Source organism: Streptomyces sp. NPDC058653, from assembly GCF_042716895.1.
Classification (GTDB): domain Bacteria; phylum Actinomycetota; class Actinomycetes; order Streptomycetales; family Streptomycetaceae; genus Streptomyces.
Map to the genome: position 1 here is coordinate 54,861 of NZ_JBHXRM010000020.1, position 17,366 is coordinate 72,226.

12 protein-coding genes and 1 tRNA gene are annotated in these 17,366 nt (G+C 72.8%); 3 read left to right on the forward strand and 10 right to left on the reverse strand.

Annotation, left to right across the window (positions count from 1 at the left end; translation table 11 throughout):
• Nucleotides 1-111: 111 nt before the first annotated feature.
• The gene (gene holA, locus ACFWU9_RS18810; protein ID WP_384319676.1) at nucleotides 112-1,098 is read right to left on the reverse strand and encodes a DNA polymerase III subunit delta; all 987 of its coding nucleotides are present in this window, start codon (nucleotides 1,096-1,098) and stop codon (nucleotides 112-114) included.
• Between the two features lie 69 nt (nucleotides 1,099-1,167).
• Here holA and ACFWU9_RS18815 point away from each other — a divergent pair, with 69 nt between their 5' ends.
• On the forward strand, nucleotides 1,168-1,422 hold the full coding sequence (locus ACFWU9_RS18815) for a hypothetical protein (RefSeq protein ID WP_384319678.1): 255 nt from the start codon (nucleotides 1,168-1,170) through the stop codon (nucleotides 1,420-1,422).
• A gap of 72 nt (nucleotides 1,423-1,494) precedes the next feature.
• On the opposite strand, the gene ACFWU9_RS18820 is transcribed toward ACFWU9_RS18815, so the two are convergent.
• The 7 genes from ACFWU9_RS18820 to leuS all read right to left on the reverse strand — a co-directional run bounded on the left by ACFWU9_RS18820 (nucleotide 1,495) and on the right by leuS (nucleotide 12,457).
• Nucleotides 1,495-2,376, reverse strand: a complete 882-nt coding sequence (locus ACFWU9_RS18820) for a YceI family protein (protein ID WP_384319680.1) — start codon at nucleotides 2,374-2,376, stop codon at nucleotides 1,495-1,497.
• A 173-nt stretch (nucleotides 2,377-2,549) separates the two neighbouring features.
• The gene (locus tag ACFWU9_RS18825; protein WP_384319682.1) at nucleotides 2,550-3,377 is read right to left on the reverse strand and encodes an arylamine N-acetyltransferase; all 828 of its coding nucleotides are present in this window, start codon (nucleotides 3,375-3,377) and stop codon (nucleotides 2,550-2,552) included.
• An 88-nt stretch (nucleotides 3,378-3,465) separates the two neighbouring features.
• Complete coding sequence (locus ACFWU9_RS18830) at nucleotides 3,466-5,976, reverse strand: ComEC/Rec2 family competence protein (RefSeq protein WP_384319684.1); 2,511 nt, start codon at nucleotides 5,974-5,976, stop codon at nucleotides 3,466-3,468.
• Entirely contained in the window at nucleotides 5,973-6,695 is a 723-nt protein-coding gene (locus ACFWU9_RS18835) for a helix-hairpin-helix domain-containing protein (protein ID WP_384319686.1), read from the reverse strand. The genes ACFWU9_RS18830 and ACFWU9_RS18835 overlap by 4 nt, the downstream gene beginning before the upstream one ends.
• A 687-nt stretch (nucleotides 6,696-7,382) precedes the next feature.
• The gene (locus tag ACFWU9_RS18840) at nucleotides 7,383-8,228 is read right to left on the reverse strand and encodes a DegV family protein (RefSeq protein WP_384319688.1); all 846 of its coding nucleotides are present in this window, start codon (nucleotides 8,226-8,228) and stop codon (nucleotides 7,383-7,385) included.
• Nucleotides 8,229-8,523: 295 nt separating this feature from the next.
• Nucleotides 8,524-9,357, reverse strand: a complete 834-nt coding sequence (locus ACFWU9_RS18845; RefSeq protein WP_384319690.1) for a hypothetical protein — start codon at nucleotides 9,355-9,357, stop codon at nucleotides 8,524-8,526.
• Nucleotides 9,358-9,565: 208 nt separating this feature from the next.
• Nucleotides 9,566-12,457, reverse strand: a complete 2,892-nt coding sequence (leuS, locus tag ACFWU9_RS18850) for a leucine--tRNA ligase (protein ID WP_384319692.1) — start codon at nucleotides 12,455-12,457, stop codon at nucleotides 9,566-9,568.
• A 562-nt stretch (nucleotides 12,458-13,019) separates the two neighbouring features.
• Between leuS and ACFWU9_RS18855 the strand changes: the two genes are divergently transcribed.
• Nucleotides 13,020-14,603 (forward strand): hypothetical protein, encoded by a 1,584-nt coding sequence (locus ACFWU9_RS18855; RefSeq protein ID WP_384319694.1) that lies wholly within the window; start codon nucleotides 13,020-13,022, stop codon nucleotides 14,601-14,603.
• Nucleotides 14,600-16,195, forward strand: coding sequence for an NADH-ubiquinone oxidoreductase-F iron-sulfur binding region domain-containing protein (locus ACFWU9_RS18860; protein ID WP_384319695.1), 1,596 nt, complete (start codon nucleotides 14,600-14,602; stop codon nucleotides 16,193-16,195). The genes ACFWU9_RS18855 and ACFWU9_RS18860 overlap by 4 nt, the downstream gene beginning before the upstream one ends.
• 84 nt (nucleotides 16,196-16,279) lie before the next feature.
• Here the strand turns inward: ACFWU9_RS18860 and ACFWU9_RS18865 are convergent, their stop codons facing one another.
• A complete protein-coding gene (locus tag ACFWU9_RS18865) occupies nucleotides 16,280-17,179 on the reverse strand; it encodes a putative RNA methyltransferase (RefSeq protein WP_384319697.1) in 900 nt (299 codons plus the stop codon).
• A 75-nt stretch (nucleotides 17,180-17,254) separates the two neighbouring features.
• Nucleotides 17,255-17,327: transfer RNA gene (locus ACFWU9_RS18870), tRNA-Ala, on the reverse strand.
• Between the last annotated feature and the right edge of the window lie 39 nt (nucleotides 17,328-17,366).

The window sequence follows — 17,366 nt, forward strand, 5'->3', positions numbered from 1 at the left end:
GGCATGCGGGTCCTGCTGCCCGTCCGGGGTGCTGCTCGTCCGGGGTGCTGCTCGTCGGGGGTGGGGGGCGTCCCGGGTCTCGGCGGCGGGCGCGGGCTCGTCGGGCGGCTGTCAGCGGCCGGCGCGGGCCGCGCGGGCGACCGTCACGACGGCCTTCTCCAGCGCGTACTCGGGGTCCGCGCCGCCGCCCTTGACGCCTTCGTCGGCCTCCGCGACCGCGCGCAGAGCCGCCGCCACCCCGTCGGGGGTCCAGCCGCGCATCTGCTGGCGCACCCTGTCGATCTTCCAGGGCGGCATGCCCAGCTCACGGGCGAGATCGGCGGGTCTGCCGCCGCGCGCCGACGAGAGCTTGCCGATGGCACGCACGCCCTGTGCGAGGGCGCTGGTGATCAGTACGGGCGCGACTCCGGTCGACAGCGACCAGCGCAGCGCTTCCAGCGCGTCGGCCGCGCGGCCCTCGACGGCCCGGTCCGCGACGGTGAAGCTGGACGCCTCGGCCCGGCCCGTGTAGTAGCGGGCGACGACGGCGTCGTCGATCGCGCCCTCGACGTCGGCGGCGAGCTGGGACACCGCGCTCGCCAGCTCCCGCAGGTCACTGCCGATCGAGTCGACCAGTGCCTGGCAGGCCTCGGGCGTCGCCGAGCGGCCGAGCGCACGGAACTCCGACCGTACGAAGGTGAGCCTCTCGGCGGGCTTGGTCGTCTTCGCGCAGAGGACCTCGCGGGCGCCGGCCTTGCGGGCGGCGTCGAGCAGGGCCTTGCCCTTGGGCCCGCCCGCGTGCAGCAGCACGAGCGTGATCTCCTCGGCCGGCGCGTCGAGATACGCCTTGACGTCCTTGATCGTGTCGGCCGCGAGATCGTGCGCGTTCCGTACGACGACGACCTTGCGCTCCGCGAAGAGCGAGGGGCTCGTCAGCTCGGCGAGGGTGCCCGGATGCAGCTGGTCGGAGGGGAGGTCGCGCACGTCGGTGTCCGGGTCGGCGGCGCGGGCCGCCGCCACGACCTGCTGAACGGCGCGGTCCAGCAGCAGGTCCTCCTGGCCCACGGCGAGCGTGAGGGGGGCGAGCGGATCGTCGGGGGAAGTCTTCCTGGTGGCCATCGCCGTCCAGCATCGCACGGCCCACCGACAGCGCTCCGCCCGCCGGTTCCCGTGACGGAGAATGGGCGGGTGAGCGATGTTCGACATGTACTGGTGCTGCCCGACCGCGACGCCGCCGAGGAGGTGGCGGGTGAACTCGCCGACCGCTTCGGGGTGGTGGAGGAGCCCCAGCTCGTACGGGACGCCCTGGCCGGCGAGGACGACGCCGAGGACGCGCAGTGGCTGGTGGTGATCGAGGACGCGACGGAGCGGCTCGACCCCCGGGCGCTGGACGCCTTCGCCGCGGAGTACGAGGGGTGGCTGGAGGCACCGCCCGAGGAGTGACGCGGGGGTGTCTCCGGGGGAAGTTCCTGGGGCTGGGGAGGCGGCGGCGGGCGGAGTGCCCGGCGGCCGGTCTCAGGACTTGCGGACGATCTGGACGTCCAGGTCGATGGAGATGCTGGAGCCGACGACGGCGATGCCCCGGGCGACCATCGTCTGCCAGGTGAGGGTGAAGTCCTCACGGTGCAGCTCGGTCGTCGCACGGCAGGCCGCCCGGGTCTCCCCCTCCATGCCGGTGCCGATGCCCAGGTAGCGGGTGTCCAGGGTGACCGTACGGCTCACGCCGTGCAGGGTCAGCGCGCCGGTCACGCCCCACTGCCCGCCGCCCCGGTGGACGAAGCGGTCGCTGTAGAACTCCAGCGTCGGGTAGTTCGCCACGTCGAGGAAGTCCGCCGAGCGCAGATGGTCGTCGCGCATCCGGACATTGGTGTCGATGGACGAGGCGTCGATGATGACGTGCATCGCGGACCGGTCCATCCGCTCGGCTATCCGTACGGCCCCGGCGAAGGTGTTGAACCGCCCGTGGATACGCGCCAGTCCGATATGGCGCGCGGTGAAGCCGATCTGGGAGTGCATCGGCTCGATCTCCCACTCCCCCGGCTCGGGGAGCGGCGGGGGAGTCGCGATCTGGAGGGTCACGTCGCCGAGGCCTGTGTGCGCGCCCTCGCCCACGGTGGCGTCGCGGTGGTAGGGCGTGAAGCCGTCGGCCGTGACAGCGAGCCGGTAGTCACCGGCCGGGACGGTCGCCATGAGCGAGCCGAACGGATCGATCTCCCCTCCGACCACCTTCCGCCCCGAGCCGTCGCTGACGACGAACTCGGCCCGCCGGACCGGCTCACCGCCGGGATCCAGAACGCGGCAGCTCAGTACGCCCGCCGACGGCGGCACCGGCACGTCCGCGAGCGGACCGGCCTCCGCCGCTGTGGCCCCGCGCCCGCCGAACCAACGTCCGAACATTCCTGCCCCACCCCCGTGCCCTTCGGGACCCGTCCGTGCGCGGCATCGCATCGTTGCCGAATACATGGACCTCTGACGAAGAGGCATTCGATCACCCTTGTGCCGTTGAGGGCAAACACGCGTACTCGAAGGGGGTTTGGCCGCTCACCTTCCCGCACGTACCTGACGCCCCGTTACGTCCTCTCTCCCGTCCGGCCGGCCATGACCTGAGGCACCTCGTCCAGGTCGAGACCGAAGTGCTCGCGGTAGGCGGCGAGGATCTCCGCGTCCCCGTCGAGCTCCCGCTCGTGCCGGGCGCCGTTCACGGTGGTGACGAGCCTGCCGCCGCTGAGCGTGATCCGGCCCTCCGGGGTGTTCCGGGAGCAGACCAGGGACCGGGTGAACGGCGAGTCGGGCGACGTCCGGTGGTACCAGGATCCGGCCGTGAAGTCGGCCAGCGCACGCGGCCGTTGGTCGACACGGAGCTGAGGCTTCCCGTCCCGCAGCACATCCAGATCGCCCTCCGGGGTCTCCACGAGCCGGAACGTACCGGCCGGATCCCGCTGGTCACCGCGCTCGTCGAAGGCCAGCGGACGGACGCAGTGGTTCCCGAAGCCGACGTCGGCCAGCCACCGCCGCACCCCGCGCCCCGACCCGGTCCCGTCCGGGTCGGGCGTCTCGACGAGAAGCGTCAGGTGGTCGTACGGGATCCCCAGCCCGCCGTCCCCGGTGAAGACGCGGGCCTGAAGGAGCGTCACCGGGTAGCCGAGCGCGCGCAGCAGCGCGGCGAAGGCACCGTTGAGTTCGTAGCAGAAACCACCCCTTCTCCTCTCGACGACCTTGGCCACCAGCGCGGCGTCCTCCAGAACGATCTCCTCCCTCCGGTGGACCGAGAGATTCTCGAACGGCACGGCCAGCAGATGCCGGAACTGAAGATCCCTCAAGGCGGCGGCGTCCGGTACGGCCGGCCGGTCGGCGCCGATCCGGTGCAGATAGTCGGAGATGGTCCGATCCGTGTTCATGTGCTCAGTCTGGCCGGGCCCCCTCCTTCTCACCATGCGTCGTTCGTCCTGGTCCGGAGGACGGGGAACACCCGCCTCCGGCCCTCCGTCACCCGAACCCGCGCGGCACGGCCCGCAGTTCCCTCCCCGCGCCCGTGACCGCGACCGCGCCGTCCCTGTCGGTACGCATCACCACCGCTCCCCCGGCCCTCAGCGCGCCGACCGTACGCGGCGAGGGATGGCCGTACGGGTTGTCCCTGCCGCAGGAGATCAGGGCCAGCCGGGGCCGTAACGCGCGCAGCAGGCCCGGGTCCTGGAAGGCCGAGCCGTGGTGGGCGACCTTCAGTACGTCCACCGGCGGCAGGGTCGGGTGGGCCCTCGACAGCCCCTGCTGGGCGGGCGGTTCGAGATCACCGAGCAGCAGCAAGGTGGGACCGCCGACCGTCCGGACGTACAGGGTGACGCTCGCGTCGTTCGGCCCGCCCGCGCCGAGCCCGGGCCCGGCCCTCGGCCACAGCACCCGCCAGTCGAGCGGCCCGACCCGGCGTCGCTCGCCCGGTGTCGCCCGCACCAGCGGCACCCGTGCCTCCCGCGCCGTGCGCCGTACGAACTCGCTCTGCTCCCACGGCTCTTGAAGGGTGGTGGTCTGGATGACGCCGACCCTTCTGCCACGCAGCACCCCTGGCAGCCCGGTGACATGGTCGGCGTGGAAGTGGCTGACCACCAGCAGCGGTACACGGGTGATCCCGAGGTCGCGCAGACAGCGGTCGGCCAGCCGGGGATCGGGACCGGCGTCCACCACCACCCCCGCGCCCTCACCGGCCGCGAGCACCAACGTGTCCCCCTGCCCGACGTCGCACATCGCCACCGCCCAGCCCGGCGGCGGCCAGCCGGTGACCATCCGGGTGAAGGGGGCCGGCCGCAGCACGGCCAGCATCAGGAGCACCGCGCACAGGGCGGCGACCCACGGGTGACCCCGTATGCGCCGTACCGCGTACACGACGAGCACGGTGACGACGGCGAGCAGCGCCCCGCCCCGCCAGCCGCCGGGCCACTCGGACTCGGCACCCGGAAGCGCCGCGCCGGTCCGCGCGACCGAGGCGATCCATCCGGCGGGCCACCCGGCGCACCGCGCCAGCAGTTCGGCCACCGGCATCGCCATCGGCGCCGTGGCGAGCGCCGCGAACCCGAGCACCGTCGCCGGAGCCACCGCCAGCTCCGCGAGGAGATTGCACGGGATCGCGACGAGACTCACCCGCGCGGCGAACACCGCCACCACCGGCGCGCAGACCGCCTGCGCCGACGCCGCGGCGGCCAGCACCTCGGCGAGCCGGGGCGGCACCCCACGCCGCTGGAGCGCCGCGCTCCAGCGAGGCCCGACGGTGAGCAGCGCGCCCGTGGCGAGGACGGACAGCACGAAGCCGAAACTCCGCGCCAGGGCCGGGTCCCACAGGACGAGGAGCAGTACGGCGGCGGCCAGCGCCGGGATCAGCGATCTGCGCCGGCCCGTGCCGATGGCGAGCAGGGTGATCAGTCCGCAGGCCGCCGCCCGCAGCACGCTCGGCTCCGGTCGGCAGACCACCACGAAGGCGAGCGTGAGCGCCCCGCCGCAGAGAGCGGTCGACCGCAGCGAGATTCCCAGACGCGGCGCGAGTCCGCGCCGCTCGGCCCTCAGCGCGAGCCCCGGCGGCCCGATGAGCAGGGTGAGAACGATCGTCAGATTGCTTCCGGAGACGGCGAGCAAGTGGGAGAGGTCCGTCGCCGTGAACGCGTCGTGCAGCTCGGGCGGGATTCGGGAGGTGTCCCCGACCACCAGTCCGGGCAGCAGGGCGCGGGCGTCCGCGGGCAGCCCTTCCGTCGCCTCCCGAAGCCCGGCCCGGAGCCGGCCGGCGGTCCGTTGCAGCCCGGTCGGCGGACGTACAACCTGTGGCGGTCCCCTGCCCTCCACCCGCAGCAGCGCCGCGTACCTCTCGTCCCCCTCCGTCGGCGGAGCGAGCCGACCCGCCAGCCTGAGCCGGGTGGACGGCAGCAGCCGCTGCCACGCCTGGGCCCCGTCCCCGGCACCGGCGCCCGCGAATACGAGCACGGGCGTACGGACGGCGGTGACGGCCCCGTCCCGGGACGTCACCCGGATGAGGTCGGCGTCGAGGACCAGCCCTGCCGACGAGAGCCTGTCGCCGTGCACCCGAGGTCTGATCGGACGCGGGTCGGAGGTGACGGTCAGCTCCACGGTGACGCGCCCGTACCCCTCCGCCAGCCCTGGCACCGGGCCCCGGTGCCGGTCCGCGCCGTGCAGCCAGGCGGACCCGGCCCCCGCGACGGCACAGAGCAGCGCGGCGGCGACAGCGACGCCGTTCACCCGCCGCCGCGCATCCCTCGGTCCCGTACTCGCCCGTCGCCCCGGTACAAGGGCCGCCCGGACCAGCAGCAATCCCGCCACGGCCAGTCCGGCGAGCACCGCTCCGGCGGTCCAGTCCCCCGGAGCGCCGGTCGCCACCGCCGCCGCGGCCCAGGCGGCCAACGCGGGCGGGACCAGCCGTAGATCGGCCGGGCCCTCCTGCCGAGGAGCGGCGGCACCCAGCGGGTGCCCCGAGGAGGCGTGTACGGCCGCGCGGGTCACGGCTGCACGCGGGGCTCGATGTCGGCGAACCGGCGTTCGCCGATCCCGTTCACCTCGCGCAGTTCGTCGACGGACCTGAATCCGCCGTGCCGGGTGCGGTAGTCGACGATGTGCTGCGCGAGGACCGGGCCGACGCCGGGCAGGGTGTCGAGCTGTTCCACGGTGGCCGTGCTGAGACTCACCGGCGCCGCGCCCGGACCCGCCCCGCCGGGACCCGGACCCGCCGCGCCTCCACCGGGAGCCAGCGGCCCGGGTGGCGGCGGGCCGCCGACGACCACCTGCTCGCCGTCCACCAGCACGCGTGCCCTGTTGAGCCCGCTCAGATCGGTACCGGGCCTGACTCCCCCGGCGGCCTTCAGCGCGTCGGTGACCCGCGACCCGGCGGGCAGCCGGCGGACGCCGGGACTGCGGACCTTGCCGCTGACGTCGACCACCACTCGCCGGGCCGGCGAGGGGGCGGTGGCGGTCGGCGGTGGACCCGGCGACGGCGCCGGGTCTCGCTCCGGCCCCGTCGCGGCCACCTCGTCACGGACCGTCTCCGGCGCGCTGACCGACCGCGGGCGCCCGGACAGGAAATGCTGGGCCGCAAGAACGGTGGCGACGACCAGCACCACCGCCAGCGCGGCGAGCGTCTTCGGCTCCAGCCCGCATCTGAGCTGCACCCACAACGGCAACCGCTCCCGCACGGCCAGCCGCACCCGCTCCCGCCGCCCCACCACCGGAACGACCGGAGCGGGAGACGGAGATGACGCGGGGGCCGGCGTCGAAGTCGACATCGGAGGCGGAGTTGAAGTCGGAGTCGGAGTTGAAGTCGGAGGCGGAGGCGGAGTTGAAGTCAAAGCCGGCACGGGACTCGCGACCGGAGCCGCCGCCGGACTCGGCCTCGGAACCGGGTCCGGCGCCGCGCTCACGGGCGCCGGACCCGGCATCGGCCCGGGGCCCGGCGGTGCCGGAGCCGAACCGCCCACCCCCGCCGCCACCCGAGCCGCCCCCACGTCGGCGAGCCCACCCGCACCCACAACACCCGTCCCGACACCGCCCGGCGCCACGCCGAAGAGAGCGTCGGCCCGGCGGCGTAAGGCCGTCGTCCTGGGCGTCGTCCCGGCGCGCCTGCGGCGCGAGCGCGGGACCGAGGACGCGAACGGCCGCCCCCGCCCGGGGCGAGCACCCGGGCCACCCCGCGCCCCACGTGCACCACGTGCCCCAGCCGCACGGACATCGGACGCCGGGGAACGGCCCGGCCCACTGCTCACGGAGTGTGATCGAAGAGTCATGCCACCAGACGGTAGGCACTCCCACGGAATCTCGCCGAAGACATCGAATTACCGTGGATAACTCACCAGTTGTGGATAACTCGGCCACCCGAACGAGCGATTCCGCGCGGGCGAGGAGACCCCTGGAGCAGCTCAGCGCGGCGAGACCACGGCCCCCAGCAGCCCCGGCCCGGTGTGCGCCCCGATCACCGCGCCCACCTCGCTCACATGCATCTCGGCGAGGCCCGTCACCCGCTCCCGCAGCCGGTCGGCGAGCGCGGCGGCCCGCTCCGGCGCGGCCAGATGATGCACGGCGATGTCGACCTCACCGGCGCCCGCCCGCTCCGCGACGATCTCCTCCAGGCGCGCGATCGCCTTCGACGCCGTACGCACCTTCTCCAGCAACTCGATCCGTCCGCCGTCCAGTTGGAGCAGCGGCTTCACGGCGAGCGCCGAGCCGAGCAGCGCCTGCGCGGTACCGATTCGGCCGCCGCGCCGCAGATAGTCCAGCGTGTCGACGTAGAAGTACGCGTACGTCCCCGCGGCCCGCTTCTCGGCGGCCGCCACCGCGTCGTCGAGCGTGCCGTCCGCCTCCACCGTCTCGGCGGCCGCCAGGGCGCAGAAGCCGAGGGCCATCGCGACCATCCCGGTGTCCACCACCCGTACCGGCACGGGCGCGTCCCGCGAGGCGAGAACCGCCGCGTCGTACGTCCCGGAGAACTCCGCCGACAGATGCAGGGAGACGATCCCGGTCGCCCCGGCCTCGGCGGCTGCCCGGTAGGCGGCGGCGAAGACCTCGGGGCTGGGCCGCGAGGTGGTCACGGAGCGGCGCTTCTGCAGCGCGAGCGCGAGCGATCTGGCCGAGATCTCGGTGCCCTCTTCGAGCGCCCTGTCGCCGAGCACCACGGTCAGCGGCACCGCGGTGATGCCATGGCGTTCCATCGCCTGGGGCGGCAGGTAGGCCGTTGAATCGGTGACGATCGCGACATGGCGGGACATGAGCGGGAGGTTACCCGCCGCGACCGCCGGTCGGGAGCCCGGCCCCGCCGGGCCCGCCGAATTCGAAGAGGTCCCCATCGGCCTCCGCCCTCTTCCCCGCCTCGGCGTTCTCGATCTCGACGGGTTCACGCCCACGACGGCCCGCCGTCGCCCTGCGTGTGCCCCGTCCGACCACCCGCAACCCGTCCACGGGCCATCCGATCATCCGCGAGAACTGCCCCCGGGGCCAGGACCGGACCGGCCCCACCACCCGGCGCCGCACCCCGACCACCCGTCAACTACCGGGCGTGAGAGGTCAGTTCGTCGTCTCCGGGCGCGCCGACTTCTCCTGCCAGGGATATGTGGTCTTCCGGGGGTCGGGCGGCTCGATCGCCTGCGGCCCCTCGCCCGCCGGCGGCGGCTCGGGCCATGTCTGGTCGGCGAGCGTGGGCTCCGGGCGCGTCGCCCGCCCGCCGTGTGCCGCCGCGCTCTCCGGGCCGGTCGGGGGCTCCGGCTCGGGCCACTCCATCGGCTGAGGCTGTGCGGCCGTCTGTCGATTCTCTTCCGAGCGTGAGTTCGGGTCCGTGCCCGGCTGCGCCGGGTCGACCGACGCCCAGTGCCGCAGCGCCCCCGACTCGACGTCGATCTGTTCGCTCAGGAGCGCCAGCTCGTCCTCGGAGAACTTCCGTGCCCGGTCCCTGGCCGCCCACCGCAGCGAATCGGCCGACTTCGTGATCCGTTCCGTCCGTTCCCGCAGCTCGGGGAGGCGCTGGGAGATCGTCGCCCGGTCCGGGTCGCGCTCCAGCCGCCTGAGCTCGTCGTCCAGCTCGTGCCCGTACACACTCAGCCGCCGGAAGAGGCTCAGCGACTCGGCCAGCGAGGCGTCCTCCGCCTCGTTCGCCCGGAGCGCCTCCTGGGTCGCGCGCATCGACGTGCGCAGCGAGAGCCTGAGCTGCGCCAGCTCGGCGGTCACGCCCGTCTGCCCGAGGCTCTTGGCTCTCAGGGTGGTGTCCTCCACCGTCCGGCGGGCCTGCGTGATCGTCCGGTCCACGCCTCGCTTGGCCGCCCGCACCGCCTTGACGCCCACATATACGCCCAACGCCACGAATGCGACGAAGAACAGCGCCAGGATCAAAAGCAGGGCCTCCATCAGGATGCCTCTCCGGTGTCGACGTCGGTCTCTCCAGCGTAAACGGAGCGGGCAGCCTGAGGGTTCCGTCGGAACCCCCAAACTGCCCGTAAGGGAAAGCCCTGTGCCCGCCGACAGCCCGCCCACGGCCCCCGGACGCACCGCGGGCCCGCACCTGGACCCGCGCCCGGACCCGGGACCTACGCCCGACCTACGCCTACGCCCGCGCCTACGCCGTCACGATGTTGACCAGCTTCGGCGCGCGCACGATCACCTTGCGGATACCCGTGCCCCCCAGCGCCGCGACCACGGCCGCGTCCCCCAGCGCCAGCGCTTCCAGCTCCTCGTCCGAGATCGACGGGGAGACCTCCAGCCGCGCCTTGACCTTGCCCTTGATCTGGACGACACAGGTGACGGTCTCGTCCACCACGTACGCCGGATCCGCGACCGGGAAGGCCACGTGCGCCACCGAGCCGGTGTGCCCCAGCCTGCGCCACAGCTCCTCGGCGATGTGCGGCGCCAGCGGCGCCACCAGCAGCACCAGCCGGTCCGCGACGGACCGGGCGACCGGCCCGCCCACCTTGGTCAGATGGTTGTTCAGCTCGGTGATCTTGGCGATGGCGGTGTTGAAGCGCAGCGTCGCCATGTCCTGGCCGACCCCGTCGATCGCCTTGTGCAGGGCACGCAGCGTCGCCACGTCGATGTCGGCCTCGGGGATGTCGACGACGGTGACCTCACCGGTCGCCTCGTCCACGACATTGCGCCACAGCCTCTGCAGCAGCCGGTACTGGCCCACCACCGCGCGCGTGTCCCAGGGCCGTGACACGTCCAGCGGACCCATCGCCATCTCGTACAGCCGCAGCGTGTCGGCGCCGTACTCGGCGAAGATCTCGTCCGGAGTGACCGCGTTCTTCAGGGACTTGCCCATCTTGCCCAGCAGCTTGCTGACCTTCTCGCCCCGGAACCAGTGCCCGTCCGGGCGCTCCTCGACCTCGTTGGCCTCGACCGCGATGCCCCGGCTGTCGCGGTAGACGAAGGCCTGGATCATGCCCTGGTTGTACAGCTTGTGGAACGGCTCGACCGACGAGACGTGCCCCAGGTCGTACAGCACCTTGGACCAGAAACGCGCGTACAGCAGATGCAGCACGGCGTGCTCGGCGCCACCCACGTACAGGTCGACACCGCCGTGCGGCATGCCGTCGCGGGGGCCCATCCAGTACTGCTCGACGGCCGGGTCGACCAGCTTCTCGCTATTCCGCGGGTCCAGGTAGCGCATCTCGTACCAGCACGAACCGGCCCAGTTCGGCATGGTGTTGGTCTCGCGGCGGTAGCGCCGTACGCCCCTGCCGTCGCCCAGGTCCAGCTCGACCGCCACCCAGTCCTCGTTGCGCGACAGCGGTGTCTCGGGCCGGGTGTCGGCGTCGTCCGGGTCGAACGTGCGTGGTGAGTAGTCGTCGACCTCGGGCAGTTCCAGCGGCAGCATCGACTCGGGCAGCGCGTGCGCGACGCCGTCCTCGTCGTAGACGACGGGGAAGGGCTCGCCCCAGTAGCGCTGCCGGCTGAACAGCCAGTCGCGCAGCCGGAAGTTGACGGTTCCCTCGCCGATGCCCTCGGCGGCCAGCCATTCGGTGATCCTGGCCTTGGCGTCGACGACACCCAGCCCGTCCAGCGTGACGGCGGGGGACGACGAGTTGACGATCTTCGCGTCGTACGCGACGAAGGCGTCGTCCCACTCGGCGGGGTCGGTGCCGCGCCCGTCGCCCGGCTCCACGACACAGCGCATCGACAGCTCGAAAGCGCGTGCAAACGCAAAGTCACGAGTGTCGTGCGCCGGGACGGCCATGATCGCGCCGGTTCCGTATCCCATCAGCACGTAGTCCGCGATGAAGACCGGAATGCGCTCACCGTTGACCGGATTGGTCGCGTAGGCACCGGTGAAGACGCCCGTCTTGTCCTTCGCCTCGGCCTGCCGCTCGACGTCGGACTTCGAGGCCGCCTGCTTGCGGTACGCGCCGACGGCGTCGGCGGGCGTCGTGTGGCCGCCCGTCCACACCTCGTGCGTGCCCTCCGGCCAGACGGCCGGGACGATCTTCTCGACCAGCTCGTGCTCCGGCGCCAGGACCATGTACGTGGCGCCGAACAGCGTGTCCTGACGGGTGGTGAAGACGGTGACGGCACCGGCGTCGCCGACCGGGAAGTCCACCCGCGCGCCCTCGCTGCGCCCGATCCAGTTGCGCTGCTGCTGCTTGATGGCATCGGGCCAGTCCAGCGCGTCCAGGTCGGTCAGCAGCCGGTCGGCGTAGGCGGTGATGCGCATGTTCCACTGGCGCAGCTTGGACTTGAACACCGGGAAGTTGCCGCGCTCGGAGCGTCCCTCGGCGGTGACCTCCTCGTTCGCCAGGACGGTGCCCAGGCCCGGACACCAGTTGACGGGGGCGTCGGAGGCGTACGCCAGCCGGTACTCGCCCAGGATGTCGGCGCGCTCCTTCTCGGTCAGCGCGTCCCAGCTCCGGCCGTCGGGCGTCGGGCGCTCGCCGCTCTCGAACCGGGCCACCAGCTCGCCGATCGGGCGGGCCCGGTCGGCTTCCGGGTCGTACCAGGAGTTGAAGATCTGTACGAAGATCCACTGCGTCCAGCGGTAGAACTCGGGGTCGATCGTGGCGATCGAGCGCCGCTTGTCGTGCCCGAGGCCCAGTCGGCGCAGCTGCCGCGTCATGTTCTCCATGGCGGCCTCGGTCGACTCCCGGGGGTGGGTGCCGCTGCTGATCGCGTACTGCTCGGCGGGCAGGCCGAAGGCGTCGAAGCCCAGCGTGTGCAGCACGTTGTACCCGCTCATGCGCTGATGGCGGGCGTAGACGTCGGTGGCGATGTAGCCGAGCGGGTGCCCCACGTGCAGCCCGGTCCCGGACGGGTACGGGAACATGTCCATGACGTACTTCTTGGGGCGGGCGACGACGGCCGGGTCGCCGGCCAGCTCACCCGTCGGGTTCGGCGCCTCGTAGGTGCCCTCGGTGTCCCAGAAGTCCTGCCAGCGTGCCTCGATGTCGGCGGCCATGGCAGCCGTGTAGCGGTGCGGCGCGGTCGTCTCCGCGCCGGCGGCGGCCGGATTCGTCTCGCTCATGTCCTCTGAAGCTCCATCGATCGTCTCTGCTGCGGGCGTCTCTGCTGCGGGAATGAAAAAACCCCTCACGCAGGAGGGGGCAGCCACGCTGATTCCGGCCGGATCCGTGATCCGTCGGGTCTGGTCAGCGCGGCTCGCTAAGCAGAAGGCGTACGGCACGCATGCGAGCAGGGTACCGCAGCGGGCGGACGGCTCGCACGGCGGATTCCGTACGGAGGCGATGGGTCGCCGGGGCGTGGAGCAAACGAGACGGTTCGCAAACTGTCCGGGGCGGCCGTCGGCCGTTCGAAACCCATACAAGATCGTTCGAGACGAGAACAGGCCAACGCGAATATGTGATTCTTCGAACCTTCGGCGTCCGAATTACTCCGCGTATCGACCCTATCCGGGGCAACCTCCGGGTCAGTTGACGCTCAATCCCCGCGGTAAACCTGCAAACGGCGTACTGCCCAGTATGGAGCGACTTAGCATGCGGCAACGGGACCGCTTTGCCGAGCCATTCGGAGTTGCCCCCATGAAGCTTCAAAGCAAGATCCGTTCATCGCCTCCCCAGAACCACGGCATGAGCCCCTCCGTCAGGGGCGGGCTGTCGGTCGCGGCGCTCGTTCTGGTGCCCCTCCTCGCGGTCGCGGGGAGCGACGGGTTCCAGGCGATGCTCGACTTCACCACCGGTGTTCTGTCTCTCGTGTCCCTCACGGCGGCCGTCGCCTGGGGACTGATGGCCACCGACCGGCTGCTGCTCTCCCCGCGCCACCGGCTGCTCGCCCAGGGCATCCACCGGTTCACCGCGATGGCCTCCCTCGGTTTCCTGCTGCTGCACGCCACGGTCAAGATCTCGCTCGGGCATGTCGCCCTGATCGGCGCCGTGCTTCCGTTCAGCCTCGGGATCACCGGCACGAACGCCCTCATCGGATTCGGCTCGCTCGCCGGCATCCTGATGGTGATCGCCGCCGCGACCGGCGCGCTGCGCAGCGCCTTCGCCGTGCCCGGCAGGATCGCCGGCCGCTGGCGCACGCTGCACATGCTGGCCTATCCGGCCTGGTGCTTCGCGCTGATGCACGGCCTGTACGCGGGGCGCGCCGCCGCGACCTGGGTGGTCACCATGTACTGCCTGGCGCTCGTCGCGGTCATCGGCGCCGTCTCCGTACGGATGCTGCCCCAGCCGGTCAAGCGGCGGATCGCCGACAAGATCCTCAAGCTGACCGGCGGCGTACGGGAGGCTCCCGAGCCGGAGCAGTCGGCGCGGCGCGATCTGAGCCGCGAACCGCTGCCGGGCGCGGCGAACATGCCGCGGGTGGAGTTCGAGCAGCAGTTCCCGCGCCAGCGGTCCGGCTCCCCCGGGGCGGTGCCGCTGGGCTCGACCCGGGTCCCGCCGCGCATCGCGCCGCCGTCGCCGCCTCTTTACGAGGCCGGGCGAGCGTCGAGTGCGGACCCGCTCGCGGACACCTTCGTCGCCGACTCCTTCGCGCCCCCGTCGGCCGCGCCGTACACCGCGGGCCCGCCCGCCTCCCCCGGTCCCGCTCCCTACGCGGACCCGCTCGCGGACACCTTCCTCGACCCGGGCGCCGCGGGACGTGGCTCCGGGCCCGGTACGAGGCTGTCGGCCGGCTACCGGGCGGTCTCCCTCGGCGCCGACCCCTCCGGCCTTCCGGAGGCGCCCTCGCCCTTCGCGGCGCCGTCGGGCCCGGCCGCCCCGGTCCCCCCGGCCGGCCCGTCCGACCCGCTGACGTCCCCTGAGATCCCCTACGCCGAACGCATCCCGATGACCGAGGAGATTCCGGTCATCAGCGAGCCGTCGGCGGCCGGGGCGGGCATGTGGCCCACGCCCTCTCCCCCGCCCCCCGCACAGGCCCGGGGCCAGGAGCCGGGCGCGGGCGCGCCGCCGCCGGTGGCCGACCCGTACCAGCAGCAGTCCCCGTACCTCCAGCAGGAGACTTACGCCCCGGCTGAGACAAACCCGCCCTCCGACACGTACCTACAGTCGGCCCCCTATCCGGGGCCCGAGGCCACACCGGCACCGGACCTCTACCAACAGGCCGATCTGTACCGACAGTCGGACAACGCGTTCCAGCAACCCCCCGCCGAAGGCGGGGTAACCCCGAGTGCCGGTGAACCCTGGTACCCACCCGCAGGAGACCGACAGTGAACGCCCCTCTCCCCGATGTCCCCGAAGTCCGTGTCGTCGGCCTTCCCCAGCTGACACAGGGATTCGACCTCGTCGAGCGACTCGACCTCTCGATGCATCTCAAGGTGCACGGGCCGCTGGAGCCGCTGACCGGGGAACTGCTGGCGCAGCTCGCCGAGAACATCAGTCTGCGCGGGCGCGGTGGCGCCGGATTCCCCTTCGGCAAGAAGCTGCGCGCGGTCGCCAAGGCGTCGATCCGGCGCGGGGTGCGCCCCGTCGTCGTGATCAACGGCAGTGAGGGCGAGCCGGCCTGCCGCAAGGACACGGTGCTGCTCAACCGCGCGCCCCATCTCATCCTGGACGGCGCCCTGTTGGCGGCCGAGGCGCTCGGCGCGCGCACCCTGGTCGTCGCCGTCACCCGCAACTCCACCGAGATATCGATGCGGGCCGCGCTCGCCGAGCGCGGCCTCTCCGACCGGCGCGGGCAGCAACTGCGGGCGCGGGTGGTCCGTACGCCCGAGCGCATGGTCTCCGGCGAGGCCTCCTCCGTCATCCGCGCGGCGAACGGCGGGCCCGCCCTGCCGCCCGGCCGCCGCGAGCGGGCCGCGGAGTCGGGTGTCGGGGGCGCCCCGACGCTGCTGTCGAACGCCGAGACGTACGCGCAACTCGCCATCGGCGCCAGGATCGGCGCGCGCCGCTACGGACACACCGGGCTCGACGCGGAGCCGGGCACCGTCATGCTCACGGTCTCCGGAGCCGTCGCGCGCCCGATGGTGGTGGAGGTGCCGACGGGGGTGCCGCTGCGCTACGTCCTCCAGCTCGCCGGCGCGCCGCCGCTGCCCCAGGGCGTGCTGACCGGCGGCTACCACGGCAACTGGATCGACTCCGTGGCCGCGCACGACGCCGTCGTCTCGCGCGAGTCGCTCGCCGCGGTGGGCGGTTCGCTCGGCGCGGGCGCGATCCTGCCGATCGGCCCGGAGACCTGCCCGCTGGGTGAGGCGCTGCGGGTGGCCAACTGGCTCGCCGCCGAGACGGCCGGTCAGTGCGGCCCGTGCAAGCTGGGCCTGCCGGCCGCCGCGGGCGGTCTGAGCGACGTCCTGAACGGGGGCGGCCCCGCGGCCCTGGAGGCGCTGCGCGAGGTGACCCAGGCGGTACGGGGGCGAGGGGCGTGCAAGCACCCGGACGGGTCCGCGCGGTTCTTCATGTCCACCCTCTCCGCGTTCACCGACGACCTCGCCGCCCATGTGCTGGACGGCGGCTGCGGGCGCGACACCACCGGCGTGCTGCCGCTGCCGGGGCCGGGCTACGAGACCGCCGAGGAGTCCATCCCGAGCGGCGAGAAGCTGGCCGTGGACTGGACGCTCTGCCAGGGGCACGGCCTCTGCGCCGACATCGTGCCCCAGCTGATCCGGCTGGGCCCGGACGGTTTCCCCGCGCTCGCCGACGCCTCCGTGCCGATGCATCTGCGGGGCAGTGCCCAGCGTGCCGTACGGCGCTGTCCGGCGCTCGCGCTCCGTATCGAGCAGCCGGCACCGCAGCGTCCCGCGCGCCAGGGAGGCCCGGCGGCGCTGCCGCCCGGCGGTGGCAGGAAGGCTCTGGGCAGCGGGCGTTGACCCGTCCTCCGTAAGGAGGCCGGGGCGGGCGCGGTCTCCTTACGAGGACGCGTCCGGCGCGGCTGTCTCCGTGCGCTGTCCGCGTCAGTGCGGCCGGTAGACGGAGACGAGGAAGGAGACGGTCACCGGAAGCGGCGTGGACAGCGACGCGACGCTCCGGTGCACCTCTTCGGGGCCGAGGTGATGGGCGCTCGGACCCATCAGGATCAGATCGCGCACGGACTGGTCCGTCATGGCGATCTCCCGCTCCACCACGTCGTTGCGCTCCTGCCGGAAGTGGCCGGACAGGGTGCGGTGCAGCCGGTCCTCCTTGGCGGCGTCGACGGACAACATGCCGAGGGTCCCGGTGAGTTCCCCGAGGTGGCGCGCGGTGGGCGTGACGACGACGAGAGACCCGTCCGGCCCCAGGACGCGCCGGAACTCCGGGCCGTTGCGGGGCGCGAAGACGTTGATCACGACATCGGCCGCGCCGCTCCTGACCGGCAGCGGCTTCCAGATGTCCCAGGTCGCGACGCCCGCTCTCGGATGGGCACCGGCGGCCCGGCGCAGGGCGAACTTGGAGACGTCGAGGCCGAGTCCCACGGCTTCGGGCAGTGCGTCGAGGACGGTGGCGAGGTAGTAGCCGGTGCCGGCCCCGGCGTCCATGACGGTGCCGCCCGGTGGACACAGCTCGGCGACGGTCCCGGCCAGGGCCCGTGCGAGGGGCTCGTAATGGCCGGCCTTCAGGAAGTCCGTCCGGGCCGTCACCATGTCCGCGGTGTCGGCGTTCGCCGCGTTCGTACTGCCGGCCAGCAGGCCCAGGTAGCCCTGGCGGGCGACGTCGAACGAATGGCCGTCGGCGCACCCGAGGGACTTGACGCCCCGGAGGGTCTCGAACAACGCCGGCTCGCCCTGCGGGGGCGCGAGCGCTCCCCCGCACAGCGGGCACCTCAGCACATCGAGCAGCCGGTGCCAAAGGTGGGGCGCGGTGGGCGAGTTGGACACGGCGTTCCTCCGCGACGGGCTGTGAACGAGAAGAACCCGCCCGGACAAGGAGTCCGGACGGGAACTTCTGTGCTGTGGAGCTAAGGAGAATTGAACTCCTGACCTCCTGCATGCCATGCAGGCGCTCTACCAACTGAGCTATAGCCCCTTGTGACGTACCGCACTTCAGGAATCCCCTCGGCGGCGG